The sequence below is a fragment of the Herbaspirillum camelliae genome (assembly GCF_001929405.1).
GTDB lineage: Bacteria > Pseudomonadota > Gammaproteobacteria > Burkholderiales > Burkholderiaceae_D > Herbaspirillum > Herbaspirillum seropedicae.
Map to the genome: position 1 here is coordinate 5,445,534 of NZ_KV880769.1, position 25,727 is coordinate 5,471,260.

Below are 25,727 nucleotides of genomic sequence, written 5' to 3' on the forward strand. Positions count from 1 at the left end.
TCAGCATCCTGTGGTGAATTGCCTTGACCCTGTTTTCCGCCCGGGCGTAGAATTCGCCCGTTCTCATTTTTTGGAGTCCCTCTCATGGGCACTTGTTCGGGTGACAGTTGTTGCCGGTTAATTACCGGTTAAGCCTCGGCAAGGATTTCAGCAGGACTTCTTCCTGTCGTCATCTTGCGCAAGGCAGATGACGGCATCTCATGTCGGCAGCGCACGGCCTTTTCATGGCCGCGATCATGCATCAGCAGCGCCGCTGACAACGATATTCCCTCACAACGACAGATCGACGATCGACCGCCGCAGACACGGCGTCAGCACGCATGCTGCATCACGACCGCCCTGCCCGCCTTCGCGCCGGCAGCCGATCGTCCGATGCCGGCTGGCGTATTGGCGCAGCACTTTCCGCATGGCCAGCCGCCATGCGGCAGCACGTCTGCCTGCGCCATCAGGCGCCGATGACAGGGGCTCCGCTCAACCAGGCGGAGGCTGCAATGCGACAGACATATCCATCATGAACACGCGAAGACCCAGCGCGCCGCATCCGGCCGCCCGTTGTTAGCGGGGGCCGGCCACGGCGCTGACCCCGATGCCGACCTGCACCCTGCAGGCCGGCGCGATGCAAACCGCTTCGTCCCCGGGACGAAGCCCAACAAGAAAAGAAGCACGCCATGAATCTGAACCTGCTGAAAGAAACCTTTGTCAGCTTCATCCGCGCACGCGGTATGGACCGTCACTTCCGCCGTCTGGGCATGGACATGTTCCGCAGCGCCCCGGTCACCAAGGAAGTCCCGCAAACCCTGGCCGAGCAGCTGAGCGAAGCCTCCCGCAGCCAAGCCCAGGCCCTGCTGCAGCGTCTGCATTCGCGCCCCGACGGCCTGACCGAATCGGAAGCCGACGCCATCCGCGCACACAGCGGCCCCAACGAAGTCGAGCACGAGAAGCCGCTGACCTGGTACGTCCACCTGTGGCACTGCTACAAGAACCCCTTCAACCTGCTGCTGACCCTGCTGGCCGCCGTGTCCTTCTATACCGAGGACATGAAGGCCGCCATCGTCATCGGCACCATGGTGGTGGTCTCGACCTTGCTGCGCTTCGTGCAGGAAGCCCGCTCCAACACCGCCGCCGACAAGCTCAAGGCCATGGTCAGCAATACCGCGACCGTGATGCGTCACGACCAGGTCGAAGAGATCGCCGCCGAAGCCCAGCGCTACTTCGACGTCACCCTGCATCCCAAGGGCGCGCGCCGCGTCGAGGTGCCCATCCACAAGCTGGTGCCGGGCGACATCGTGCTGCTCTCCGCGGGCGACATGATCCCCGCCGACCTGCGCCTGTTGGCCGCCAAGGACCTGTTCGTAAGCCAGGCCGCGATGACCGGCGAATCGCTGCCGGTGGAGAAATTCGTCACCCCCAGCAACCTCAATACCAGCAGCCCGCTGGAGCTGGACAACCTCTGCTTCATGGGCACCAACGTGGTCAGCGGCTCGGCCACGGGCGTGGTGCTGACCACCGGCAAGCGCACCTACTTCGGCGCCCTGGCCGAGCGCGTCACCGCCACTGACCGCACCCCCACTGCCTTCCAGGCCGGCGTGAACAAGGTCAGTTGGCTGCTGATCCGCTTCATGCTGGTGATGACGCCGGTGGTGTTCTTCATCAACGGGTTCACCAAGGGCGACTGGGTCGAGGCCTTCCTGTTCGGCCTCTCGGTGGCCGTGGGCCTCACGCCCGAGATGCTGCCCATGATCGTGACCTCGACCCTGGCCAAGGGTGCGGTGGCGCTCTCGCGCAAGAAGGTGATCGTCAAGCGGCTGGACGCCATCCAGAACTTCGGCGCCATGGACGTGCTGTGCACCGACAAGACCGGCACGCTCACCCAGGACAAGATCTTCCTGGAGCGCCATACCGACATCCACGGCGAGCCCGACGACGAAGTGCTGCAATACGCCTACCTCAACAGCTACTACCAGACCGGCCTGAAGAACCTGCTGGACGTGGCCGTGCTGGAGCACGCCGAACTGCAGCGCGAGATGTCCATCGCCTCGGTCTATCGCAAGGTCGATGAGATCCCCTTCGACTTCCAGCGCCGCCGCATGTCGGTGGTGGTGTCCGAGCGCGAAGATCACCACGAACTGATCTGCAAGGGCGCAGTGGAAGAGATCGTCTCGGTCTGCTCGCGCGCCCGCGTCAATGGCGAAGTGGTGCCGATGACGCCAGCCCTGCTGGAAGAAATCCGCGCCACCACCGGCAGCCTCAATGCCGAAGGCCTGCGCGTGGTCGGCGTGGCCGCCAAGGACCTGCCGCCGACCAAGGAGGTCTACAGCCTGGCCGATGAATCGGATCTCGTGCTGATCGGTTACATCGCCTTCCTCGATCCTCCCAAGGAATCGACCGCCCCCGCCCTGGCCGCGCTGCGCGCACATGGCGTGAAGGTCAAGATCCTGACCGGCGACAATGAACTGGTCACCGCCAAGATCTGCCGCGAAGTCGGGCTGGAGGTCAAGGGCATGCTGCTGGGTTCGTATGTCGAGAAGATGAGCGACGCCGAACTGTCGGAAGCGGTGGAAACCGTGACCGTCTTCGCCAAGCTCTCGCCGGCCCACAAGGAACGTATCGTGCGCGTGCTGCATGACCGTGGCCACGTGGTCGGCTTCATGGGCGACGGCATCAACGACGCCCCGGCCCTGCGCGCCGCCGACATCGGCATCTCGGTCGATACCGCGGTGGATATCGCCAAGGAAGCCGCCGACCTGATCCTGCTGGAGAAGAGCCTGATGGTGCTGGAAGAAGGCGTGCTGGAAGGCCGCAAGACCTTCGCCAACATGCTGAAATACATCAAGATGACGGCCAGCTCCAACTTCGGCAATGTCTTCTCGGTGCTGATCGCCAGCGCCTTCCTGCCCTTCCTGCCGATGCTGCCCTTGCATCTGCTGGTGCAGAACCTGCTGTATGACGTCTCGCAGATCTCGATTCCCTTCGACAACGTCGACAAGGAATTCCTGGAAAAGCCGCAGCGCTGGGATGCCGGCGACATCGGCCGCTTCATGGTCTTCTTCGGTCCGATCAGCTCGATCTTCGACATCACGACCTTTGCGCTGATGTGGTATGTCTTTGGCGCCAGCTCGCCGGAACATCAAACCCTGTTCCAGTCCGGCTGGTTCATCGAAGGGCTGCTGTCGCAGACGCTGATCGTGCACATGATCCGCACCCGTCGCATCCCCTTCTTCCAGAGCCGCGCCTCGTGGCCGCTGATGGGAATGACGCTGGTCATCATGGCCATCGGCATTGCGATCCCGATGACGCCGCTGGCGCATTACTTCAAGCTGGAGGCGCTGCCGCTGTCCTACTTCCCATGGCTGGTGGGGATTCTGGTGGCGTATGCGGTGCTCATTCAGGGGATGAAGGGGTGGTATGCCAGGCGGTATGGGTGGCAGTGAGCGTTAGCGATAGCGTCCAAGCCCCGCAAGTCAATCAGCTTAGTCAAGCTGATCAAGTCAGAAATGAAAATGCCTGCTCTTTGGAGCAGGCATTTTTTACTTGTGCCATTCGTCGCGCGATCCTTGTGAGGCAGGAGCCAGGACTGACTGCAATGCTATCCATTAAGTACTTAAGTACGTTTCTATTCACCTTCAAAGGATCTATCGTAACCATCCAGTTGCAAAGCACGCGCCTTGGTCAACTCCATCCAATACGAAGTTGCGGTCAGTTGAAACATCGTTCCCTGCTGTGCAGCGACGATTCTAGAGATGACCTCACCATCGGCATCTCTGAATTTGATCCATGCTCTTTGAGAAGCACGCAGGACTTCCTGCTGCGCAGCCGGTAGCCGGCTCATCAGATGCTGGTATGACTTATTCAATTCCTTGTCCCACATCTGTCTCGCCTGATTCGTGGCCTCTCTCATGCCGGCTGTAGAAGAATCCTTTTCGATAGCACGCTGGAGCCAGATATCAATTGGATGCGCTTTCTCTTGCGCAAAACTTGTCGCACACACTGAAAACAGAAGCAAAATCGAAAACTTCTTCATCACTTCAAACATATCTATTCCTATCAATACGAGCGCAAATTCAGCGGCTCCACAAGGAACGCCGGAATGCCCTGAGTGGGGAAAGAAGCAGCCTGCACTTCGTCCATCAGGCTGGCACACACCGGATCGCCTGTCTCCCCTAACGGCGGCAGTATCCGCGCTCAATCAATCACGAACGTCATCCGATGGTGTTGACGACATTACCACTGGCGTCACGGATAAACGTCTTCTGCACAAGCCAGGAAACATTGGGCAGTTGAGCCAACTGATAGCTGCCCGCCCGCGCAAGCAGTGTGTGCGCGAAGTCTTGCGCGCACGCAGAGGTCATTGTGATCACCACACGTTGATCGTAGGTGGCCACCCCACACGTCTCTCCAGGCTCGAACTGGAGCCGCCAATCGCGTCCTGCCAGCGTAAAGGGTCTTCCGAAAGGAATCCGCAGCGGCAGCAGCTTGCACAGTTCACCTGCCTGGCGAGCGCCCAGGGTCACCTCAGTGAGAGCCGAACGCAGCAGGCGCCTGCGCTGCGCGATGCCCAAGACATCCGTGTACATGAATCCGCTACCGGAGCCGTCACGCTCCATGCCCGCGCGCACCTGGCTGGCCAACGCCGGATCATCCAGCAATGAGCTACGATCAAGGTCCGTAATCCACAATGGCATATGGGGCAGCAGCGCATCCAGGAGATCTTGCGGCGACCATTGTTTTGCTGCGTGCTCTTCTTCCAGGGTGAGGCCGACTACCTGGATAAATCGCAGGTGGCCATTGGCCGTGTCCAGCGCTGGCAGTTCCGGATCACTGGTCATCGCCATGGAGCAGATTCGGGTGTCCGTGTCGAGTGCAATCGGGCCGTTGGCGGACATCCATTGACCTGACCGGAAGACATTGCCCGTGCTGAAGACATAGCGCGCCAGATTCTGCAGCAACGAAAACACCCACCTCGGCGGCTCTGTGCTTCCCGGGGTTGCCTGCAAGCGGAAAGTCAGCTCAAAGCCGTAGCCGCTCTCTTCCTGATTTTCCCGCTCTTTATCATATAGCGCGGAGAAACCGTAGGTCACGTAGTGCCAATGCGGCACCGGATGGGAACGGTAATAGACGCTGATGCCATCCAGGGGATCCGGCCCGCCTAGGCGATGCTTGATCAGCGTGCCCATGTGCAGGGGAACCTGGTCCCCATAGAGCGCTGCAAGACTGGCATCGATAGCCGACCAGCCCACGGCATCGACATCGACATCATCTTGCGAATTGGAAGAGTTAGTTTTCTGATCTGTCACAGTCACTCCATTCGATTGCCGGTCTGCAAAAATTCTCTGGGCAGCGGCGAGGAAAACACCGCATAGCCACAGCATGGACAGGTAAACATAACTTCGGATCTTTCCAATCGTGCTAACGCAGGCCTCGGTTTCTACCCATCACCCCAAAAGCCGCTTCTGAAAACGCTTCATCGCATCAGCAAAAACATCGGTCTGATCCAGAGCCCGAGCCAGCACCAGAGCCCCCTGAATCCCTCCCACGACTTCCTCGGCCAGCATCCTGGCTTCCTTCGGTTTGCGCCCCGTCCGCACCAGTGCGGACGCGAGCGCGTCGATCCAGGCGGTAAAGTAATCGCGGACCATCACGGCAAATCGATCGCGCTCGTTGCCCAGCGCGAATACACCCACCAGGCAAACCCGCTGCCCAGAGAGAAAATAGCGGCTCACATCGTCGAACATGGCCTTGATCCCTGCCTCGGCATCCTCATGCTCAGTGAGCGACTCGAACACATGCCGCCGGAACCACGCATCCACGTGGCCCAGCACGGCCTGCGCCATTTCCTCTTTGCCGCCAGGGAAAAAGTGATAGATGCTGCCCCGGCCCAGCCTGGTTCCTTCGCTGATGCGCGCCAGACTCGCGCCCTCGAAACCATAGGTGCGAAACACCTCCGCCAGCAAGGGGATCACATCGTCCTTTTCCGCAATGACTCTAGCCATTCCTCTTCCTTAGATACCGAAATCGCTCAACCCCGGATGATCGGCTGGGCGTGGGCCGCTATTGTCCCACAGGAATTTGCGTTCTTCCGGCTTGATCGGATGCTCGTTGATGCAGGCGTGACGGTGATGCATCAGGCCCTGCTCGTCGAATTCCCAGTTCTCGTTGCCATAGGCGCGGTACCACTGGCCGGAATCATCATGGTATTCATAGGCGAAACGTACGGCGATGCGCGCGCCGTCAAAGGCCCACAGCTCCTTGACCAGGCGGTAATCCAGCTCGCGCGTCCATTTGCGCTTGAGCAAGGCGGTGATGGCTTCGCGGCCCTGGGCGAACTCGGCGCGATTGCGCCACCAGCTGTCTTCGGTATAGGCAAGTGCGACTTTTTCGGCATCGCGCGTATTCCAGCCATTCTCGGCAAGACGGACTTTTTCGATGGCGGTTTCACGTGTGAACGGCGGAAGTGGTGGACGGATCGACATGGTTTTTCTCCTTGAATGTACTGAACAACACACAATGTACTGTTCGGTACAGACAATATAGACCGGTCACCTTGGCTTGGCAAGCTATTTATGGAGACATGTCCTATCCGCATCACTCATCGGGAGGGCTGATCGGGGCTGCAACAGCGAGGGATAGGGCTGGCTCCAATGCAAAAAGCCCGCTCCAGGGAGCAGGCTTTCAGGGGGGGGGGGAAATCTATACAAGGGATGGACAGGAAAAGGTCAACGCGACCTGCGGACCAGGGAAACCAGGACGGTGGAGAACCTTACGGTTTGCTATCGGTCTTTGGAAAGTCAAGCATGCAAGTGCTTTCCCCTCTTTGATCAGGAGCCACCGATGTCCACCCTCAACGTCGTTCCCGACAGCCCTGCCGCTACGCCACACCTGGCCAAGGCGCGCTATCTCATCGTGGCGGGATGGGTGCTGTTCATGATCTCGCTGGTTCTGCCTTTGCAGAACAATGATCTGGGATACGTGGCCTTGCTCTATTCATTCGTCTTTCTGACGTCCATCATCGATCGACCGGACCCCCAACTGATCTGGATGGCCAGTTACGCGCTGGTCAACACAGGGCTGATCGCCTCCCTCTTCATGACCAGGAAGGGACGCCTGATCAGCCATCCGGGATGCTCCCTCTTCTTCACGCTGGCGGCGCTGGACACCTTCTTTGCCCCGCTATTCGCGAAGGAATTCAGCCAGTACCCGGCATTCTGGTGCTGGTCCGCTTCCGCCATCCTGGTCGCTGCGGGAATGAATCTGGCCCGTCTGCGCCAGCAGGATCATCTAGGCGCCCGCCACTAGGTCTGGCGCTTGCATGGGCGGCGATGTCAGGCGAGGGCCGGCTAGCGCCGCGGCAACCTCACCGTCACCATCGTCTGCAACTGATCGTCAGAGCTCATGCTGATACTGCCGCCATGCGCCTTGACGATCTGTTGCGCGATGAACAGCCCCAGTCCCAGCCCTTCCTTGCGGCCAGCCTCGCGCTCGCCGCCACGGAAGGGATCGAAGATCACCGGCAACAGATCCGCCGGAATCACGCCCCGGTTGGCGATGACCATCACGACCTCATGCTCGCTGCGGCCATCGATGCCGATGCAGATCGGATGCCCCGGCTCGCCGTGTTGCAAAGCGTTGCCCAGCAGGTTGGCGGCGACCTGGGCCAGGCGGTCGCCGTCCCAGTAGCCGTTGTCGTCGCCTTCGATGTGACGCTCGATGACGCTGCCGGGATAGGTGGCCTGGTATTCCTGCACCACCCGTTCGGTGATCTCGCCCAGGCAGGCGCTGGCGCGCGCCAGTGGAATGCCGCCGGCCAGGCGGGCGCGGGCCAGGTCGAGCATGTTCTCGATCAGCTTGGCCATGCGCTTGCCGCCATTGAGGATCTGTTGCGAGGCTTTCTGCGCCACTTCTTCCTTGTAGGTCCGCTGCAGCAGCGTGGCGGCCATCACTACGGCGCTCAAGGGGTTGCGCAGGTCGTGGCCGAGGATGGCGACGAACATTTCGTTCAGACGCAGCGTCTCGGTGCGTTCGCGCAACTCCAGCGCCAGTTGCTGCTTCTGGCGATACAGCTGGAAGAAGACCTCGGCCTTGTTGCGCAGGATGTGCGGCTCGATGGGCTTGTAGAGGAAATCCACCGCCCCGCTCTCGTAGCCCTTGAACAGGCGGCGCTCGTCGCGCACGCCAGCAGTGACGAAGATCAGTGGCACGTTGCGGGTGCGCTCGCTGCCACGAATCAGCTCGGCCAGTTCGAAGCCGTCCATGTCGGGCATCTGCACGTCGATGAAGGCTAGCGCCACCTCGTGCACCAGCAACAGTTCCAGCGCTTCCAGGCCCGAGCGGGCCAGCAGCAGTTCGACATCGTCGCGTTGCAGCAGCGCCGACAGGGCCAGCAAATTTTCGTCGAGATCATCGACCAGCAGGAATTTCACCCGTGGCAGGTCTCTGTCCTTATGTTGTTCTGTCACCTGCGTTCCTTTTCTTGGGCAAGCCCGCTTGTGCCCAGGGTGCGCAGCAGATCGGCGATCTGCTGCAGCGTGAGCACGTAATCGATGTTTCCCATGGCCAGCGCCTGCGCCGGCATGTACGGCACCTGCGCCTGCTGCGGACTCTGCACCACCGTCACGCCACCGGCGCGGGCGATGGCCTGCATGCCGGCTGCGCCATCATGGTTGCCGCCGGTGAGCAGGATGCCCAACAGGCGCGGTCCATAGACATCGGCAGCCGACTCGAACAGTACATCGATGGCCGGGCGCGAGTAGTTGACCAGTTCGTCATTGGACATGGCCAGGATGGGCCCGTCCTCACTGCGGTCAATCAGCAGATGATAGTCGGGCGGCGCGAAATGGATCACTCCGGCCTGGGCCGGCTCCTTGTCCTGGGCTTCCACCACCGGCTGGCGGCAGCGGTCGGCAAAGATCTGCGCCAAGAGGCTGGGCCGCTCGCGCGGCAGATGCAGCACCACCATGGTCGCCACTGCGGCGCCGCGCCGCAGCGCCGGCAGGATCTCCGACAAGGCTTCCACGCCGCCGGCCGAGGCGCCGATGACGATGGCCTCGATGGGGCGCGCAGCCAGCTCGGGCAGAGGCAGCTCGCTCACAGGTCCCCCTTCTTCTGGAAGATGCGGTCTTCCCGCACCACTTCATCAAAGGCCACGGCGTGACTGGAAAAACGCAGCGACTCCTTGGAACCCAGTCCCAGAAAGCCCTTGCGCACCAGCGACTCGCGAAACAGGCCCAGCGCGCGCTCCTGCAACTGCCGGTTGAAATAGATCAGCACATTGCGGCAGGATACCAGGTGCATTTCGGCGAAGACGCTATCGGTGGCCAGGCTGTGATCGGAGAACACCACGTTCTTGCGCAGGGATTTGTCAAACACGACGGCACCATAAGCGGCCGTATAGTAATCCGAAAGTGACGTTCTTGCCCCTGATTTCTGGTGATTATTGGTAAAGCCAGCAATACGCTCCAGGTCATAGACTCCGGCCTCGGCCTTCTTCAATGCACTCTGGTTGATGTCGGTAGCGTAGATGATGCTGCGCTCCAGCAGCCCCTCTTCACGCAGCAGGATGGCCAGGGAATAGACTTCCTCGCCGCTGCTGCAGCCGGCCACCCAGATCTTGAGCGATGGATAGGTGCGCAGCAGCGGCACCACCTTCTCGCGCAGCGCCAGGAAGTAGCTGGGATCGCGGAACATCTCGCTGACCTGCACCGTCAGGTATTCCATGAGCAGCGGGAATACCGCGGCGTCATGCAGCACGCGGTCCTGCAGCTGCGACAGGGTCTGGCAGTCGAAGCGGATCATGGCCGTGGCCAGGCGGCGCTTCAAGGAAGCACCGGCATAGCCACGGAAATCACAGTGATACTTCAGATAGATGGCGTCCAGCAGCAACTGCATCTCGATATCGAAATGCCGGTTGGCCAGGGCCTGGTTTATTTGGGCATCCATACACGTACCAGCGACAACAGTTTTTCCACATCCAGGGGCTTGGCGATATAGTCATTGGCGCCGGCGGCCAGGCATTTCTCCTGGTCGTCCTTCATCGCCTTGGCGGTCAGGGCGATGATGGGCAGGCGCTTCCACACGGCTTGCTTGCGGATCTCGCGCATGGCGGTCAGGCCATCCATCTCCGGCATCATGATATCCATGAGCACCAGGTCGATGGGCGCGTCGGGCTTGTCCTGGCTGCGTTGCAGGGCTTGCAGCGCCTCGCGGCCATTGCGGGCGATCTCGACCTTCATGCCCTTGGGCTCGAGCACCGAGGAGAGCGCAAAGATATTGCGCACATCGTCTTCCACCACCAGGATGCGGCGGCCTTCGAAGACCGTCTCGCGGTCGCGCGCGACCTTGAGCATGCGCTGGCTCTCGGCCGGCAGCGTGGTCTCGACCTGGTGCAGGAACAGCGTGACCTCGTCGAGCAGGCGCTCGGGCGAGCGCGCATCCTTGATGATGATGGAGCGCGAGAAGCGGCGCAGGTTCTGCTCTTCCTCGGCCGACAGCGAGCGGCCGGTATAGACGATCACCGGCGGGAAGGCCACGTGCTCCTGCTCGGCCATCTTTTCCAGCAACTGGTAGCCGGACAGGTCGGGCAGGTTCAGGTCCATCACCATGCAATCGAAGGTGTTCTGGCGCAGCCGGGCCAGCGCGTCGGTGGCGGTGCGCACGCCGACCAGGTTGATGTTCTCGCCGGCCAGCAGTTGGCGGATGCTGTCGAGCTGGCGGGCGTCGTCCTCGACCACCAGCACATGGCGCAAGCCTTGCAGGAACTTGGCTTCGAGCTTGCGGATCGCGCCGATCAATTCTTCGCGCTGCACCGGCTTCAAGGCATAGCCGATGGCGCCGCGCTCCATGGCTTCATGCGAATAGTCGGCCACCGAGACCACGTGCACCGGGATGTGGCGGGTCTTGGGATTGCGCTTGATCTGGTCCAGCACGCCCAGGCCGGAGAAGTCGGGCAAGTTCATGTCCATCAGGATGGCGCTGGGGCGGTACATCTCGGCGGCGGCCACGCCCTCGTTGGCCGAATGCGTGACTACGCACTGGAAGCCCATCTCGCGGGCCAGGTCGCGCAGGATCATGGCAAAGGCGGCATCATCCTCGATCACCAGGATCAGGCGCGAGGAGGTCTCGATGCGGTCGCGGTCATCATCGATGGAGATCTCTTGCAGGCGCGGCGGCGCGGCGGCAGCCGGGGTGCGGTTGATGCGTACGTCGGGGGCGGTGGCCACGTGAGCGGCCTGCAGGGTCGAGGCCGCCGCTGCGGCTGCGGGCGTGGGCTGCGGGGCGATGTTGCTGACGGCCTGCTCGCTGCGGTAGACCGGCGGCAGGGACAGGGTGAAGATGCTGCCCTCGCCCGGGCGGCTGGTGACGCGGATGTCGCCGCCCAGCAGATGGGCCAGGTCGCGCGAGATCGACAGGCCCAGGCCGGTGCCGCCGTATTTGCGATGGGTGCTGCCATCGGCCTGGCGGAAGGCTTCGAAAATGAACTGGTGCTGGTCTTCGCCGATGCCGATGCCGGTGTCGCGCACCGCGAAGGCGATGCGCCCGCCCGCATCGGGATAGATGCGCAGGCTCACTTCCCCCTTCTCGGTAAACTTGATGGCGTTGGAGAGCAGGTTCTTGAGGATCTGGCCCAGGCGCTGGATGTCGGTTTCCATGCGCTGCGGCACGCCCGGCTCCACCTCCACCTTGAAGCCCAGGCCCTTCTGCTGGGCCGTGATGGCGAAGCTGGCGCTGAGCTCGTCGGCCAGCTTGGTGAGCGTGAAGGATTCGGGGACGATGTCCAGCTTGCCGGCCTCCATCTTGGAGAGGTCCAGGATATCGTTGATCAGCGCCAGCAGGTCGTTACCCGCCGAAGAAATGGTCTGGGCGAAGCGCACCTGCTCATCAGAAAGGTTGCCCTGCTTGTTGTCGGCCAGGAGCTTGGCCAGGATCAGGGTGGAGTTCAGCGGTGTGCGCAGTTCATGGCTCATGTTGGCCAGGAATTCGCTCTTGTACTGGTTGGCGCGCTCCAGTTCGGTGGCCTTTTCCACCAGCACCACCTGGGTCTTGGCCAGGTCGTCCTTCTGCAGTTCCAGCAGTTGCGTCTGTTCTTCCAGCTGGGCATTGGTTTCTTCCAGCTCGGCCTGCTGGGTTTCCAGGCGCAGTTGCGAGGCCTTCAGCGCCTGGCCCTGCTCTTCCAGCTCTTCGTTGTTTACGCGCAGCTCTTCCTGCTGGGCCTGCAATTCCTCGGACTGGCGCTGGGTTTCTTCCAGCAGTTCTTCCAGGCGGGTGCGGTCCTTGGAGGAACGCACGGCGATGGCGATCTGGTCCGACAGGCGCGCCAGCAGTTCCTCTTCTTCCGGTCGCACCTGGCGCAGGAAGCCCAGCTCGAACACCGCCTGAACCATGCCGTCGGCGCTGGCCGGCACCACCATGAGCTCACGCGGCTGGCGGCGGCCCACGGCCGACGAGATGGTGAGGTAATCAGCGGGCACATCCTTGATGTGCATGGCGCGGTTGAGCTTGGCGGCCTGGCCCAGCAGGCCCTGGCCGCTGTGCAGGGTGCGCGGGCCGTCGGTATCGTCCAGGGCATGACTGGCAAAGCGCTCGAAGTCGCCGCCATCGCTGCGCAGGTAGATCGCACCGACCTGGGCGTTGAGATAGGCCGTCAAGAAGGACAGGGTATTGTCGCCCAGGGCGTCGAGCCGTTGCTCGCCTTGCAGGCGCTCGGCCAGGCCCATCTGGCCGGCCCTTATCCAGGCCTGTTTTTCACGCTGGCGGTAGTCGCGCGAGGTGGTCATCGCTGCGGTCACGATGAGCACCAGCAACAGACCCGATCCGCCCCAGGCGACCGCCGTAGAAAAACTCACCGCATCGCGCCAGTCGGACTGACGGGCGGCCAGCAGGTCGCGTTCTTCCCCTTCCATCTCGCGCGCCAGGGTGCGCACGCGGTCCATGGACATCTTGCCGCGATCGGACTGCACCACCGCCAGGGCGGCGGCGGCATCGCCCTTGCGACGCAGGTCGATGGTCTCGGCGAGTTCCTGCAGCTTGTCGTTGGTGATGCCTTCGATCTGCGACAGGCGCTGCAACTGGTCCGGATTGTCGGCCAGCAGTGCGCGCAGACGGGCGATCTCGCCGGGCAGCGCCGCGCGCGCCTGGTTATAGGGAGACAGATAGCTCTCGGTAGCGGTCAGCAGATAGCCGCGCTGGCTGGTCTCGGCATCCTTGAGGGTGGACACCAGGGATTGCAACTGCTCGCGCACCTTCATGGTATGGGACACGGCATTGGCGGCCAGGCCCCGGCTGACCGAGGCTTCATAGGTAAACAGGGCGATGAGGACCACCGCCAGGATGGCGACGCCAAACCCGATCAGCGGCCCCAGCGGCAGCGGTGGACCGGAAAATGCGCCCTTGCCCTGGCGCTTCAACATGGCAATACGTTCTTCTGCTTGGCTGGAATAAACCCGCACGGCGCGCTCCATTGTTCGAATCGTTAGTCGAGCTGCGGGGGCTCTGCGTCCCCCTCCCCTTGTATTGCTGCCAGGAAAGCCGGGATTATACGTCCGGTCCTGGACTTGCACAGAAACCTGGCGTGGCGGCTCCGGTTTCCAAACCCCGCTAGGACAGGCGCGGACAGATTCGGTTCAATTCCCCGCCAGGCCGGCGGCAATATTGATGGACAGGCCGATGATGGCGGCGTTGAAGACGAAGCAGATCAACGAATGCGCCAGCACCGTCTTGCGCAGCGCACGCGTGGCCACGCCGACATCGGAGGTCTGCACGGCTACGCTGATGGTGAAGGAGAAATAGAGGAAATCCCAGTAGTCGGGCTGGCGCTGGCCATCGGGAAAGCGCAGCGGCAAGGCCTGGGGATCGTCATCCTCGGCATAGAACAGGCGCGCATAGTGCAGCGTGAAGATGGTGCCGATCAGCAGCCAGGCCCCGAAGACGGTCGAGGCCGTAAACGCATAGCGCAACAGCTTGCTGCGATCACCATGGCTATTGCCGGCCAGCTCCAGCAGGATCGCCAGGAGGCTGGCCACGGCCGCCACGCAGACCATCACCAGCACCACCTGGGCGCTCTCGTCCTCGGTCTCGGCCAGGCGGCGCACGGCATCGGCGTCGGCCCGCAGCATCATCAGCCACAGGCTCAGCAGATAGAACCAGACCCCGGCGTTCCAGCCGACCAGGCAACGCCCGGTCCAGGTGGTGGCTGGCAAGAACACGGCGGCGACGATCCCGACGGCCAAGCCGATGAGCAGACGGGGGTGGACCTGGACGATCTGGCGGGCAACGGACATATTCTTTTTCTGTAAGGGCTAGCCCATCAGGGGCGGTCATGGGCGCGGCGTCAGCAGGCCGCGCCGTAAAGCTGGATGGTCAACGGCGTCAGAACCTCAGAACTCATGCTCCTTGAGGGCGCGCTCGGCGCGTTCGCGGGCGCTGGCCAGGGCTTCTTCTTCGGTGGGGAAGATGCCCACGGGGATATAGGTTTCCGCCAGTTCCGGCTCCCGCGTCAGGCGCACGAAGACTTGCGCTTCAAAGGCATGGTCGGGTTTCTCGACCGCATCATAGCGGGCGATGTGGGTACCGCTTTGCAGGACCTTGTCACTCATGTTGCCTCCTGGTTCATCAAGATGGAGCCGGTTGGACAGGACCTTGCGCCCGAGGTTCGGGATCGCCTCCGCTCAGCTTGCTCGCGGCGGCAACGGGAAGCGCACGGTGAAGATGGTGCCCTGCCCTTGCTGCTTGCAATCCACGCTGATCACGCCGCCATGGTCGTGGGCGATCTCGCGCACGATGGCCAGGCCCAGGCCGCTGCCGGCCACCTTGTCGTTGGCGCGGTAGAAACGATCGAAGATCAGCTCGCGGTGTTCGGGCGCAATACCCGGTCCCGAATCCTCTACGGAGAGCACGGTGGCGTCCTGCTCTTCCAGGCAGCGCACGGTGACCGTGCCATGCGGCGGCGAATAGCGCACCGCATTGTCGATGAGGTTGTCGATCAGGTCGCTCAGCAGGAAGCGGTCGCCGCGCAGGCGCGCCGGCTGCAGGTCGAAGCCCAGGTCGATGCGCTTCTTGTCGGCCTCTTCGATGAAGTGCTGGACCGACTCTTCCACCAGCTTGTCCAGCGACAGGTCTTCCAGCTTGCGGCTTTCGAACAGGCCTGGTTCGGAGCGCGCCAGCGCCAGCAGTTGGCGGCTCTGGCGGATCATGCGCTCCACCGAGGAATTCATCATCGCCAGGGAACGGGCGGTATCGGGCTGGTCCTGGTGCTTGTCGTGCAGCAGTTCCAGCTGCAGCTTCAGGCCCGTGAGCGGGGTGCGCAACTGGTGCGCCACATCGGCCATGAAATTCTGCTGGGCCTGCTCGCCCTTGTTGATGCGCGCCATGAGCTCGTTCATCGCCACGATCAGTGGCTGCAGTTCCACCGGCGCCCCCAGTCCATCGATGGCGCCCAGCTTGCCGTGGTCGCGCTGCTCCAGGTTGCGCTGCAGGCTCTTCAAGGGGCGCAGGCCGCGGCGCACGGCCACCAGCACCACGAAGATGGAGGCAAAGGTCAACGCCCCGTCCAGCACCAGGAAGGATAGCAGGATGGTGTAGTGGGCGCGGTCGCGCTTGCGGATGGTCTCGGCCACGGCGACCGAGATCACACCGTTCTTGACCCGCACCTGCATGGCGGCGATACGCACCGGCTCACCGCGCATCTCGCCATCGTAATTGATGGGACGGTCGAAGACATCGCTCTCGGGCAGACGCGGGAAACCCTTGTCGCCCACCACGATCTGGCCCTCGGAATTGCGCACGGCGAAGAAGGTGGTGTCGGAATGGTTGCTGCGCAGGATCTGTTCGGCCTGCTGGGTCAGTTCGGCGGTGGTGCGCTCCTGGCGGTGACGCACCTGGGCGTACAGGCCCCAGGTGGAATCCATCAGGTTCTGGTCGAAGGCGTGCTGGGCCGGCAGCCAGGCCAGCCAGTAGGTCAGGCCTGCGCCGATCAGATTGACCAGCAAGAGCGGTGCGATCAGCCACTTGAGCAGGTCGCGCCGGATGCTGGAATGCGTTGCGGTCATGCGGTCTGCGGCGGGCTTAGGCCTCGCTCTTTTCGAGCATGTAGCCGAAGCCGCGGATGGTGCGGATGGCCACGCCCGAATCAGCGATCTTCAGGCGGATGCGCGAGACATAGACTTCCACCGCATTGATGGTGAAATCCTCGCCCCAGGGCAGCACGGCGTCGATGATCTGCTGCTTGGAGACCACGCGCGAGGCGTGCTGCATCAGGTATTCCAGCACTGTCCATTCGCGCAGCGACAGTTCGATCTTGCGGCCATCGATCTCGGCGCGCTTGGTGGCATTGTCCAGCGACAGGCCGCCCACGGTCAGTTGCGCCGGCTGCGGGGCGCTACGGCGGATCAGCGCCTTGATGCGCGCCACCAGTTCAGGGGTGGCGAAGGGCTTGACCAGGTAATCATCGGCGCCCAGCTCCAGGCCATGCACGCGGTCGGGAATGGTGTCGCGCGCGGTCAGCAGCAGCACCGGCGTATTGTTGCCGGCCGCGCGCATGCGCCGCAGCACCTCGAAGCCATCGATGCCGGGCAGGCCGATGTCCAGCACCAGCACAGCGGCATTGAACCGCTGCGAGAGGGCATCGTTGCCATTGTTGACCGTATGCACGGTAAAGCCGTGCGAATTGAGCACGCGCGAGAGGCCGTCGGTGAGGACCGGGTCGTCTTCGACCAGCAAAACATTCATAGGGACGTTGTCAAAAAAAGGCGCAAAACCTCTGCGTAACCGGTGCATCGTATTGCAGCCGCGGCGATGCTGCAAATCAGGCGTCCCCTGATATGGCTTGGCGGCGGCGATGGGTGTTACTTTTTTGTCACATTCAGGACCACGTCAGCCTGATGACAGGAATTTGTCAGACTCCACCATTATTCTTGCCGCCCATGCGAATGAGAATCCAACTCATTTGCATACATAACAATACTGGTCATCAGCCAGCCAAACGGTCTTCCTTGTGGAAGCACGGAGTAGCCAGCCATTCGAGCCGGTCCTGCGCGAGCGGGATCGGTTCGTTGTTTCCGCCTCCACTTCGCCACAAGAAAAACATGAACCGTCTCACACCGATCGCCGCCGCCTTGGTGGCCAGCTTCGCCGCCCCTCTGACCCTGCACGCACAGCAGGTTTCCCCGACGACCACCAGCGCCGGCAAGCCTGCTGCCGACGGCCAGCTCGCTCCGGTGACGGTGCAAGGCCAGCGCGACGATTTCGCCAGCACCGGCACCGCCCTCACCAAACTGCCAGCCGACCTGCACGACGTGCCGCAATCGGTGACCGTGGTCAACAAGGCGCAGATGCAATCGCAAGGGGCGAGTTCGCTGTCCGATGCGCTGCGCAACGTCTCCGGCATCACGCTGGGCGGCGCCGAGGGCGGCCAGATCGGCAACAACATCAACCTCAATGGCTTCTCGGCGCGCACCGACATCTACCTCGATGGCTTCCGCGACCGTGGGCAATACTATCGCGACACCTTCGCCATCGATGAAGTGGAAGTCCTGATGGGCCCCTCCTCGATGCTCTTCGGACGCGGCTCGACCGGCGGCATCATCAACCAGGTCAGCAAGAAGGCCAACCTGAAGGCGGCCACCGAGATCTCTGGCTCGGTCACTACCAATGGCCTGGTGCGCAGCACGGTCGACGTCAACCGCCCGCTGTCGGACACCTCGGCCCTGCGCATCGAAGCCATGGCCCAGAACGGCGCGGCCAGCACGCGCAAGCAGACCGATGTGCAAGACTTCGGCCTGGCCGGCTCCTATGTCTGGGGCATCGGCACCTCCACCGAAATCACCCTCTCGGCGCTGCTGCAACACAACCAGGACCAGCCCGACTACGGCCTGCCGGCCCTGAACGGCCATCCCGTCAACGTCGACCGCAACACCGCCTATGGCTTGAACAGTGACCGCACCATCCAGGACGTGGCCTCATTCAATGCTGGCATCAAGCACAAGATCGCACCCGACGTCACGCTGCGCAACCAGACCCAGTTCAACTACGTCCACACCGATGCGGTGGAGACGGCGCCCAATACCATCGGCACCGTCTCGGATGCTGGCTTCACGCAGCTCGCCAATGCCTCCAGCAACCTGCCGCTATCGAGCCTGTTCGTGCGTGGACAGAGCCATGACCGCGTCATCACCGACTATTCCATCTTCAACCAGACCGAACTGAGCGCCAAGTTCGCCACCGGCAGCATCAAGCACGATGCGGTGCTTGGCGTGGAAGTGGGGCATGACGGTTACGACAACCAGAACTACTATCGCAACGGCAGCTGCAACGGCACGGCGCTCAACGCCAACGGCGCCACGACCGGCTATGTGGATTGCGTGCCGCTGGTCAACCCCAGCTACAGCGCTGCTGGCAGCAGCGTGGCCTCCACCGTAGGCAACCGGGCCGGTGGCAGCGCCAACACCCTGGCGGCCTACGTGGGCGACACCATCGAACTGGCGCCGCAATTCAAGCTGGTCGGCGGGCTGCGTTATGACCGCTACATCGCCAGCATCACCAACTCCATCGCCAGCACCAGAACGCCAGCTTCGGCCGACCAGACCGTCAATTTCCTGAGCGTGCGCTCGGGCGCGATCTGGCAGCCGACCTCGGCCCAGGCTTACTACGTCTCGTATGGCACCTCGTTCAATCCCTCGCTGGAACAGCTGACCGGCACCCAGGGCCAGCAGAATCTGGACCCGGAAAAGAATCGTTCCTATGAACTGGGCGGCAAGTGGGATCTGGCCAATGGCCTGGCCCTGACGGCCGCCGCGTTCCAGATCACCAAGGACAACGCCCGCAGCCAGGTCGCCACCGGCGTCTACGCACTGGCGGGCAAGGTGCGCGTCAATGGCGCCCGTGCCGGCGCCACCGGCCACATCACGCGCGAGTGGCAGGTCGCAGCCAACTACACCTACCTGGGCGCCAAGGTGCTGGAGGGCGCAGCGGGCGACAACTCGGTCGGCAAGATCCCGGTCAACACGCCCAAGCACACCCTGACCAGCTGGACCACCTACGACCTGGCCCCGCACTGGCAGATCGGCGGCGGCGCCAGCTATATGTCGCAGCGCTATGCCGATGCGCCCAACACCGTGCAGGTGGGCGGCTATACCCGGTATGACGCCATGCTGGCCTACACCACCAAGGCCTATGACATCCGCCTGAACCTCTACAACCTGAGCAACAAGATGTATTACGACGCGCTGATCCAATCCGACGGCGGCCGCTCGGTGCCGGGTTCGGGCCGCACTGCCCTGCTGTCGCTGACCTATCGCATGTAAAAAAAGAAAACGCGCCCATGCTCATCACCATTCCCCAACTGCTCGATACCCAAGCCCTGCAGACCGTACGCAGCCTGCTGGAGCAGGCCGGCGAGGCCTGGGTGGATGGGCGCGTCACCGCTGGCTATCAGGGTGCGCCGGTCAAGTTCAACCAGCAGATCGACGAGCATTCGGAGGTCGCCCTGCAATGCCAGCGCATCATCGTGTCGGCGCTGGAGCGGCACCCGCGCTTCATCAGCGCGGCGCTACCCAACCTGATCTACCCGCCCATGTTCAACCGCTACGGCGAGGGCATGAACTTCGGCGCGCACGTCGATGGCAGTGTGCGCATCCATCCGCACAATGGCCGCAAGCTGCGTACCGATGTCTCGGCCACGCTGTTCCTGGCCGACCCGGGCGATTACGATGGCGGCGATCTGCAGATCGATGACAGCTATGGCGCGCACAGCGTCAAGCTGGCGGCGGGAGACATGGTGCTCTATCCGGCCACCAGCCTGCACACGGTCACACCGGTCACGCGCGGGGTGCGCCTGGCCTGCTTCTTCTGGGTGCAAAGCCTGGTGCGCGACGACGGCCAGCGTCAGTTGCTGTTCGACATGGACAACGCCATCCAGCGCCTGAACCAGACCGAGGCCGATGCGCTGGCCCGGCGTACCCTGGTGGGCTGCTATCACAACCTGCTGCGGCAGTGGAGCGATACCTGATCGCCCCACCCTCCCTCAAATCATTTATATCGTTTTACGTTTACTTGAAGTAACGCGGGTCCATCTTGCGGAACACCCAGGCCGACGCCAGGGTGATCGCGCCGACGATGGCAAAGGTGATCTGGAAACTGGCGTTGGTGGCTGTGCCGGCGTCGCTCTTGAAGAGATTGACCATGGTCCCGCCGATGGTCACGCCCAGGCCGATGGCCAGCATCTGCACCATGGAAAAGAGGCTGTTGCCACTGCCAGCGTCGCTCTTGTCCAAGCCCTTGAGGGTGACGCTGTTCATGGCCGCGAACTGCATCGAGTTCGATGCGCCGAAGATGGCCAGTTGCACGATGGCCGCCGTCAACGGCCAGTCCGGCGTGATCAGCGCAAAGGACATGATGGCCGCGCCGACGATGGCCGTATTGACCAGCAGGAAACGGTCATAGCCGTAGCGCTTGACCAGCGGCGCGATCCAGGGCTTGGCAATCGTGCCGGCGATGGCCGCCGGCAGCAACACCATGCCGGCATGCAGAGGCGAATAGCCCAGCCGCACCTGCAACAGCAGTGGCAGCAGGAAAGGCACCGCCGAAGAACCGATACGGCAGACCAGGTTGCCAGCCAGCCCGACGCTGAAATTGGGCTCGCCAAACAGACCCAGCCGGAACAATGGCCGCGGATGAACCGAGGCATGCCGCCAATAGCCCAGTACCGTGAGCGCCGCCACGACGAACAGGGCGATGCTCCAGCCGGTGCGGTGGCTGTCAAACGGCACATCCAGCGCCAGCGAAAAGGCCACCATGCAGGCCGAGAGCAAGATACACCCCAGCAGATCGAAGCGCGGCGTGCCGGCAAGGCTGTCATCGGGGAGGAAATACAGCACAGCGCCCATGCCCAGTACGCCAACAGGCAGGTTGATCAGGAAGATCCAGTGCCACGACAGGCTCTCCACCAGCCACCCGCCCAGCACCGGCCCCACCACCGGGCCGAGCTGCCCGGCAATGGAGATCGACGCCAGCGCAGCGATGTACTGCGCCCCCGGCACCGCCCGCAACACCGCCAGCCGCCCCACCGGCAAGAGCATGGAACCGCCCAGCCCCTGCACCACGCGGGCCGCCAGCAGCATGGGCAGGCTGGACGCCATGGCGCACAGCAGCGAACCCAGCGAAAACAGCAGGATCGCCGCGAAATACATGCGGCGTGTGCCGAAACGGTCAGCCAGCCAACCCGAGGCCGGAGTGAGCGAGGCCATGGTGAGGGTGTAGGCCACCACCACCGGGTGCATGTTCAGCACCGGCTCGCCCAGGCTGCGCGCCATGGCGGGCAAGGCGGTATTGACGATGGTAGTGTCCAGCGTCTGCATGAAGAAGCCGGACGCGACTATCCACAGCAACGCACGCTGGGTGACCGGATCATTGATGGAGGCAGAGGCAGAGGTAGAAGCAGAGGACGGGGTGTCGCGCAGACGGGGCGGCTGGTTGGCAGACATGGCGAAGGAAGAATGGGGAACGTGCCGACAAAACAAAGTGGGCAAAGCAGGCAAGGCAGGGAGACGGCGCAGACAAGCTCGTCGTATCCCCGCGCACTACCGCGACATTCTACGCCCTTGGGCGTTTCCCATCAGAAGGCCTGCGGACGCCACTTCAGCAGACGCCGTTCCAGCGCATGCAAGAGCCAGTCCGCCGCCAGCGCCACCACGGCCAGCACGATCATGGCCGCGAACACGCCGCTGGCGTTGAATGCGCCCTGAGCGGTGGAGATCAGCAGGCCGATGCCCTGCTTGGACCCGAGGAATTCACCCACCACCGCACCCACCAGCGCAAAGCCGAAACTCACATGCAGGCTGGCCAGGATCCACGACAGCGCCGAGGGGATCACCACGGCCATGGTGACCTGACGACGCGAGGCGCCCAGGATCTGGGCATTGGCGATCATGTAGCGGTCGGCCTCGCGCACGCCCTGGAAGGCATTGGCAAAGACCACAAAGAACACCATCACCACTGCCAGCGCCACCTTGGACGCCATGCCCAGGCCGAAGGCGATGACAAAGATGGAGCCCAGCACCACGCGTGGAATCGAGTTGGCGATCTGGATATAGAGGCTGAAGACATCCGAGAGCAGCTTGTTGCGGCCCAGGACGATGCCGGCAATGACACCGGCCACCGAACCGATCAGGAAGCCGAGCACGGTTTCTTCCAGCGTCACCAGCACCTGGGTCCAGAGCGGGCCCTGCGAGGTGCCTTCGACCATCCATTCGTAGATCTGCGCCACGATCAGCGAAGGCTGCGAGAAGAAGAAAGGATCGATCCAGCCGATGCGCGCGCAGACTTCCCAGCCGCCCAGCACGATCACCAGGATGGCGATGCGCAGGCCGATCACCAGTTGTTTTCGTGCGCGGATCTTGCGCTGGGCCTCGGCTTCGACGGCGGCGATGTCCATCGTCGCGGCGGATTGGCTGGCTTGTGCTTGTGTCATGAGACTCCCCTGTATTTCAAAATGATGAATCACGCGATATGGACTTCTTCACGCAGGTCAGCCCAGATCCTGCGCGAGATATCGATGAAGCGCTGTTCGTAGCGCACCTCTTCCATCACCCGCGGACGCGGCAGGTCGATGGGATAGACGCTCTTCAAGGTCGCCGGACGGGCCGTGAGCACATAGACCTTGTCGGCCAGGGCAATGGCTTCTTCCAGGTCGTGGGTGACGAACACCACCGAGCCCGAATGGGCCGACCACAGGCGCAGCAGTTCATCCTGCATCAGGGTGCGGGTCTGCATGTCCAGTGCCGAGAAGGGTTCATCCATGAGCAAGATCTCGGGGCTGTTGATGAAGGTCTGGGCCAGCGCCACGCGCTTGCGCATGCCGCCGGAGAGCTGGTGGGGATAGTGGTCGCCGAACTTGTCCAGGCCCACGCGGCGTATCCACTCATCGGCCAGCGCGTGCGCCTGCTGTTTGGACTGGCCACGGAACATCGGACCGGCGGCCACGTTGTCGCGCACGCTGCGCCACGGAAAGACCGCATCATTCTGGAATACGAAACCGATGCGCGGATCGATGCCGTTGACCGGCTGCCCCATCACGCGCACCTCGCCCAGGGTGGGCTTGAGCAATCCCGTGATCAGCGACAGTGTGGTCGATTTGCCGCAACCGGTGGGACCGACCACGGCGACGAATTCGCCACGCGCCACGCTCATGGAAAAATCGCGCAGGGCCACCGTCGCACGGCCATCGGCCGTGATGAAGCGGCAGCTCACGTTGCGCAATTCGATGGCCGGCGTGACCTGGGCGGCCTGGCCGGCGGGAGTGAAGGCCTGCTGGTTGATGGCGTTCATCGTGGGGCTCTTTCGTGGCTGGAGATTGGATTCGGGTTGAGCGCGCCCCTGACGCGTCGGCGCGCATCATGGCGTATATCGTTTATATAATTTTCGGGAAGACTGGCCATCGGCCAGTCCTCTCCTCATTTCATGGCGTTGACGAATTCATCCGTATAGGTCTTGGACAAGTCCACATGCTTGCCCTTGACGTTGGGATTGAAACCCGACAGCACAGCCAGCACGGTTTCCGGCCCACCCTTGGGCATCTTGCCGTCCTGCGAATACATGGGCAGCGAATTGCTCAGCGCCTGTATATACAGCGGCTTGTTGTTGCCGTAGTAGTCCTTGGGCATCTTGTCGGCGATCTGCTCGGCCGTGTGCGTCTGGATGAACCTGAGCGTCTTGACGAAGGCGCGCGCCAGCTTCTGGGCGTCTTCCTTGTGGCTGTTGAGCCAGCTGCGCTGTACATACACGCTGGAAGCCGGATAGAGTCCGCCCAGCGCCTTGACGGTCCCCTCCACGGTGCGCATGTCCACCAGCACCTGGGCGTCGCCGGTCTTGAGCAATTGCGAGGCGGTCGGCTCGGTGGTCATGCCGGCATCGATGCGGCCCTGCTTCATGGCGGCGATGAAGGTATTGTCCGCCCCCACCGGCAGCACCGAGAACTGCTTGGAGGTGATGCCGTGGCGCGAAGCCAGGTATTGGGTCAGGAAGTTGGTGGACGAGCCCAGTCCGGTCACGCCCAGGGTCTTGCCCTTGGCGTCGGCCATGCTCTGGAAGTGCGATGCGGCCTTGGTGGACACCAGCTCCACCTCGCCCGGCACCTGGCCCAGGATGACGATGGCGGTGACTTCCTTGCCCTTGGTCTGCAGGTCGATGGCGTGGTCATAGAAGCCGACCACCGCCTGCACCGCACCGGCCAGCAGTTCGTTCTCGGCGTCCACGCCGGCCGGCTGCGATTGCAGCTCCACGTCCAGGCCTTCTTCCTTGAAGTAGCCCAACTGCTCGGCCAGCTTGGCCGGCAGGTAGACCATCTTGTTGATGCCGCCGACCATGATGGTGATCTTGGCCGCAGCCCAGGCCGGAGCCGGCGCGCCGGCCAGCATGGTGCTGGCGATGGCCAGGGACAGCAGGCCCTGGCGGATGTGCTTGTTCACGTTACCTCCTGGAATCGATGCGAAAGCCTGCGGATTCTAAGGTCTCTTCATGCACGCCGCAGCAATCACTTCACCTGGTCCACGAACTCGTTGGTATAGGTCTTGGACAAGTCGATGTTCTTGCCCTTGATATTGGGATTGAAACCGGCCATCACCTTCAGGACCTGTTCGGGCCCGCCGGCGGGCATCTTGCCGTCGGGCGAATACATGGGCAGGGACGCCTTGAGCGCCTGCACATAGATGGCCTTGTTGCCGCCGTAGTAGTCCTTGGGCATCTTGTCGGCGATGTCTTCGGCCGAATGGGTCTGGATGTAGCGCAGGGTCTTGACGAAGACGCGCGCCAGCTTCTGCGACTCGGCCTTGTGGCTGTTCATCCAGGAGCGATGCACATAGAGGCTGGAGGCCGGATAGAGCCCGCCCAGCGCCGCCTTGGTGCCATCGACGCTGCTCATGTCGACCAGCACCTTGGCCGCGCCCGAGGCCAGCAGGATGGAGGTGGTCGGCTCGGTGGTCCAGGCCACGTCGACGCGCTTTTGCTTCATGGCGGCGATCAGGGTATTGCCCGCGCCCACCGGCAGGATCGAATAGTCGCCCGCCTTCAGGCCGGCCCGATTGGCCAGGTATTGGGCGATGAAGCTGGAAGACGAACCCAGCCCGGTCACGCCCAGGGTCTTGCCCTTGAGATCGGCCATGCTGCGGACGCTGTCGGCCAGGTCGGCGCGCACCATTTCCATGCCGCCCGGCACCAGCAGCAACTGGGCGATGGAGGTGACTTCCTTGCCCTTGCTCTGCAGGTCGATGGAGTGGTCGTAGTAGCCCACCACGGCCTGCACGGCCCCGGCCAGCAATTCATTTTCGGCGTCCACCCCGGCCGGCTGCGACTGCAGCTCCACGTCCAGGCCTTCTTCCTTGAAGTAACCCAGGCTTTCGGCCAGCTTGGGCGGCAGGTAGATGAGCTTGTTGATGCCACCGACCATGATGATGATCTTGTCGGCTGCACGGGCCTGCGGGGCCGCCAGGCCGAGCGCGCAGGCGGTGATGGCGGTGGCGCCCAGGGCGAGGAGCGTACGGCGCAGGCGGCCGTTGGGGGCGGGCAAGACGTAAAAATCGTCACACATTATGATTGTCTCCTGAATATTTTGACTAGGATGGTCGGTTGCCATCTTCAGTTCTTGTAGACTTGCGGACCTATTCTAAGAAGCCGAAACCTTCATCCAGCTTTCCAAAAAACGGCTTTTTGCTTTGCAACGCAACAAAAGGGCAGTTCAACAGAAGTCC

Annotated in this window: 21 protein-coding genes; 4 read left to right on the forward strand and 17 right to left on the reverse strand. The window is 62.6% G+C overall.

What is annotated here, in order from left to right; translation table 11 throughout:
• The first annotated feature begins 668 nt into the window (after positions 1-668).
• On the forward strand, positions 669-3,431 hold the full coding sequence (gene mgtA, locus BGK68_RS24380; RefSeq protein WP_075259198.1) for a magnesium-translocating P-type ATPase: 2,763 nt from the start codon (positions 669-671) through the stop codon (positions 3,429-3,431).
• A gap of 182 nt (positions 3,432-3,613) precedes the next feature.
• Here the strand turns inward: mgtA and BGK68_RS24385 are convergent, their stop codons facing one another.
• From BGK68_RS24385 to BGK68_RS24400, 4 genes are all read right to left on the reverse strand, one after another.
• The gene (locus tag BGK68_RS24385) at positions 3,614-4,033 is read right to left on the reverse strand and encodes a lysozyme inhibitor LprI family protein (RefSeq protein WP_075259199.1); all 420 of its coding nucleotides are present in this window, start codon (positions 4,031-4,033) and stop codon (positions 3,614-3,616) included.
• Positions 4,034-4,199: 166 nt separating this feature from the next.
• Entirely contained in the window at positions 4,200-5,294 is a 1,095-nt protein-coding gene (locus BGK68_RS24390; protein ID WP_075259986.1) for a suppressor of fused domain protein, read from the reverse strand.
• A gap of 138 nt (positions 5,295-5,432) precedes the next feature.
• Complete coding sequence (locus BGK68_RS24395; RefSeq protein WP_075259200.1) at positions 5,433-5,990, reverse strand: TetR/AcrR family transcriptional regulator; 558 nt, start codon at positions 5,988-5,990, stop codon at positions 5,433-5,435.
• A gap of 9 nt (positions 5,991-5,999) precedes the next feature.
• Positions 6,000-6,470, reverse strand: a complete 471-nt coding sequence (locus BGK68_RS24400) for a nuclear transport factor 2 family protein (protein WP_013235321.1) — start codon at positions 6,468-6,470, stop codon at positions 6,000-6,002.
• Between the two features lie 358 nt (positions 6,471-6,828).
• Between BGK68_RS24400 and BGK68_RS24405 the strand changes: the two genes are divergently transcribed.
• Positions 6,829-7,293 carry a hypothetical protein gene (locus BGK68_RS24405; protein WP_075259201.1) on the forward strand — a complete coding sequence of 155 codons (465 nt, stop codon included), beginning with the start codon at positions 6,829-6,831 and terminating at the stop codon, positions 7,291-7,293.
• 41 nt (positions 7,294-7,334) lie between these two features.
• On the opposite strand, the gene BGK68_RS24410 is transcribed toward BGK68_RS24405, so the two are convergent.
• The 8 genes from BGK68_RS24410 to BGK68_RS24445 all read right to left on the reverse strand — a co-directional run bounded on the left by BGK68_RS24410 (position 7,335) and on the right by BGK68_RS24445 (position 16,716).
• Positions 7,335-8,453 carry a hybrid sensor histidine kinase/response regulator gene (locus BGK68_RS24410; RefSeq protein ID WP_075259202.1) on the reverse strand — a complete coding sequence of 373 codons (1,119 nt, stop codon included), beginning with the start codon at positions 8,451-8,453 and terminating at the stop codon, positions 7,335-7,337.
• Positions 8,450-9,085, reverse strand: a complete 636-nt coding sequence (locus tag BGK68_RS24415) for a chemotaxis protein CheB (RefSeq protein WP_075259203.1) — start codon at positions 9,083-9,085, stop codon at positions 8,450-8,452. Before BGK68_RS24415 ends, BGK68_RS24410 begins: the two co-directional genes overlap by 4 nt.
• Entirely contained in the window at positions 9,082-9,933 is an 852-nt protein-coding gene (locus BGK68_RS24420; RefSeq protein WP_075259204.1) for a CheR family methyltransferase, read from the reverse strand. The genes BGK68_RS24415 and BGK68_RS24420 overlap by 4 nt, the downstream gene beginning before the upstream one ends.
• Positions 9,918-13,400, reverse strand: coding sequence for a response regulator (locus BGK68_RS24425; RefSeq protein ID WP_075259987.1), 3,483 nt, complete (start codon positions 13,398-13,400; stop codon positions 9,918-9,920). Before BGK68_RS24425 ends, BGK68_RS24420 begins: the two co-directional genes overlap by 16 nt.
• Positions 13,401-13,613: 213 nt before the next feature.
• A complete protein-coding gene (locus BGK68_RS24430; RefSeq protein WP_075259205.1) occupies positions 13,614-14,270 on the reverse strand; it encodes a DUF1345 domain-containing protein in 657 nt (218 codons plus the stop codon).
• Between the two features lie 96 nt (positions 14,271-14,366).
• Entirely contained in the window at positions 14,367-14,585 is a 219-nt protein-coding gene (locus tag BGK68_RS24435) for a hypothetical protein (RefSeq protein WP_075259206.1), read from the reverse strand.
• Between the two features lie 72 nt (positions 14,586-14,657).
• A complete protein-coding gene (locus BGK68_RS24440) occupies positions 14,658-16,037 on the reverse strand; it encodes a sensor histidine kinase (protein WP_075259207.1) in 1,380 nt (459 codons plus the stop codon).
• A 16-nt stretch (positions 16,038-16,053) separates the two neighbouring features.
• The gene (locus BGK68_RS24445) at positions 16,054-16,716 is read right to left on the reverse strand and encodes a response regulator transcription factor (protein WP_075259208.1); all 663 of its coding nucleotides are present in this window, start codon (positions 16,714-16,716) and stop codon (positions 16,054-16,056) included.
• A 356-nt stretch (positions 16,717-17,072) separates the two neighbouring features.
• Here BGK68_RS24445 and BGK68_RS24450 point away from each other — a divergent pair, with 356 nt between their 5' ends.
• Together BGK68_RS24450 and BGK68_RS24455 are read left to right on the forward strand one after the other, a co-directional pair.
• The gene (locus BGK68_RS24450; protein WP_075259209.1) at positions 17,073-19,289 is read left to right on the forward strand and encodes a TonB-dependent receptor; all 2,217 of its coding nucleotides are present in this window, start codon (positions 17,073-17,075) and stop codon (positions 19,287-19,289) included.
• A 17-nt stretch (positions 19,290-19,306) separates the two neighbouring features.
• Positions 19,307-19,993, forward strand: coding sequence for a Fe2+-dependent dioxygenase (locus tag BGK68_RS24455; protein ID WP_075259210.1), 687 nt, complete (start codon positions 19,307-19,309; stop codon positions 19,991-19,993).
• 40 nt (positions 19,994-20,033) lie between these two features.
• Here the strand turns inward: BGK68_RS24455 and mdtD are convergent, their stop codons facing one another.
• The 5 genes from mdtD to BGK68_RS24480 form a co-directional block, all read right to left on the reverse strand.
• Positions 20,034-21,467 carry a multidrug transporter subunit MdtD gene (mdtD, locus tag BGK68_RS24460; protein ID WP_083657889.1) on the reverse strand — a complete coding sequence of 478 codons (1,434 nt, stop codon included), beginning with the start codon at positions 21,465-21,467 and terminating at the stop codon, positions 20,034-20,036.
• 131 nt (positions 21,468-21,598) lie between these two features.
• The gene (locus BGK68_RS24465; protein WP_075259211.1) at positions 21,599-22,453 is read right to left on the reverse strand and encodes an ABC transporter permease; all 855 of its coding nucleotides are present in this window, start codon (positions 22,451-22,453) and stop codon (positions 21,599-21,601) included.
• A 29-nt stretch (positions 22,454-22,482) separates the two neighbouring features.
• Entirely contained in the window at positions 22,483-23,310 is an 828-nt protein-coding gene (locus BGK68_RS24470; RefSeq protein WP_075259212.1) for an ABC transporter ATP-binding protein, read from the reverse strand.
• Between the two features lie 125 nt (positions 23,311-23,435).
• Positions 23,436-24,398 (reverse strand): ABC transporter substrate-binding protein, encoded by a 963-nt coding sequence (locus BGK68_RS24475; RefSeq protein ID WP_075259989.1) that lies wholly within the window; start codon positions 24,396-24,398, stop codon positions 23,436-23,438.
• 116 nt (positions 24,399-24,514) lie between these two features.
• Positions 24,515-25,567 (reverse strand): ABC transporter substrate-binding protein, encoded by a 1,053-nt coding sequence (locus BGK68_RS24480; RefSeq protein WP_075259213.1) that lies wholly within the window; start codon positions 25,565-25,567, stop codon positions 24,515-24,517.
• Between the last annotated feature and the right edge of the window lie 160 nt (positions 25,568-25,727).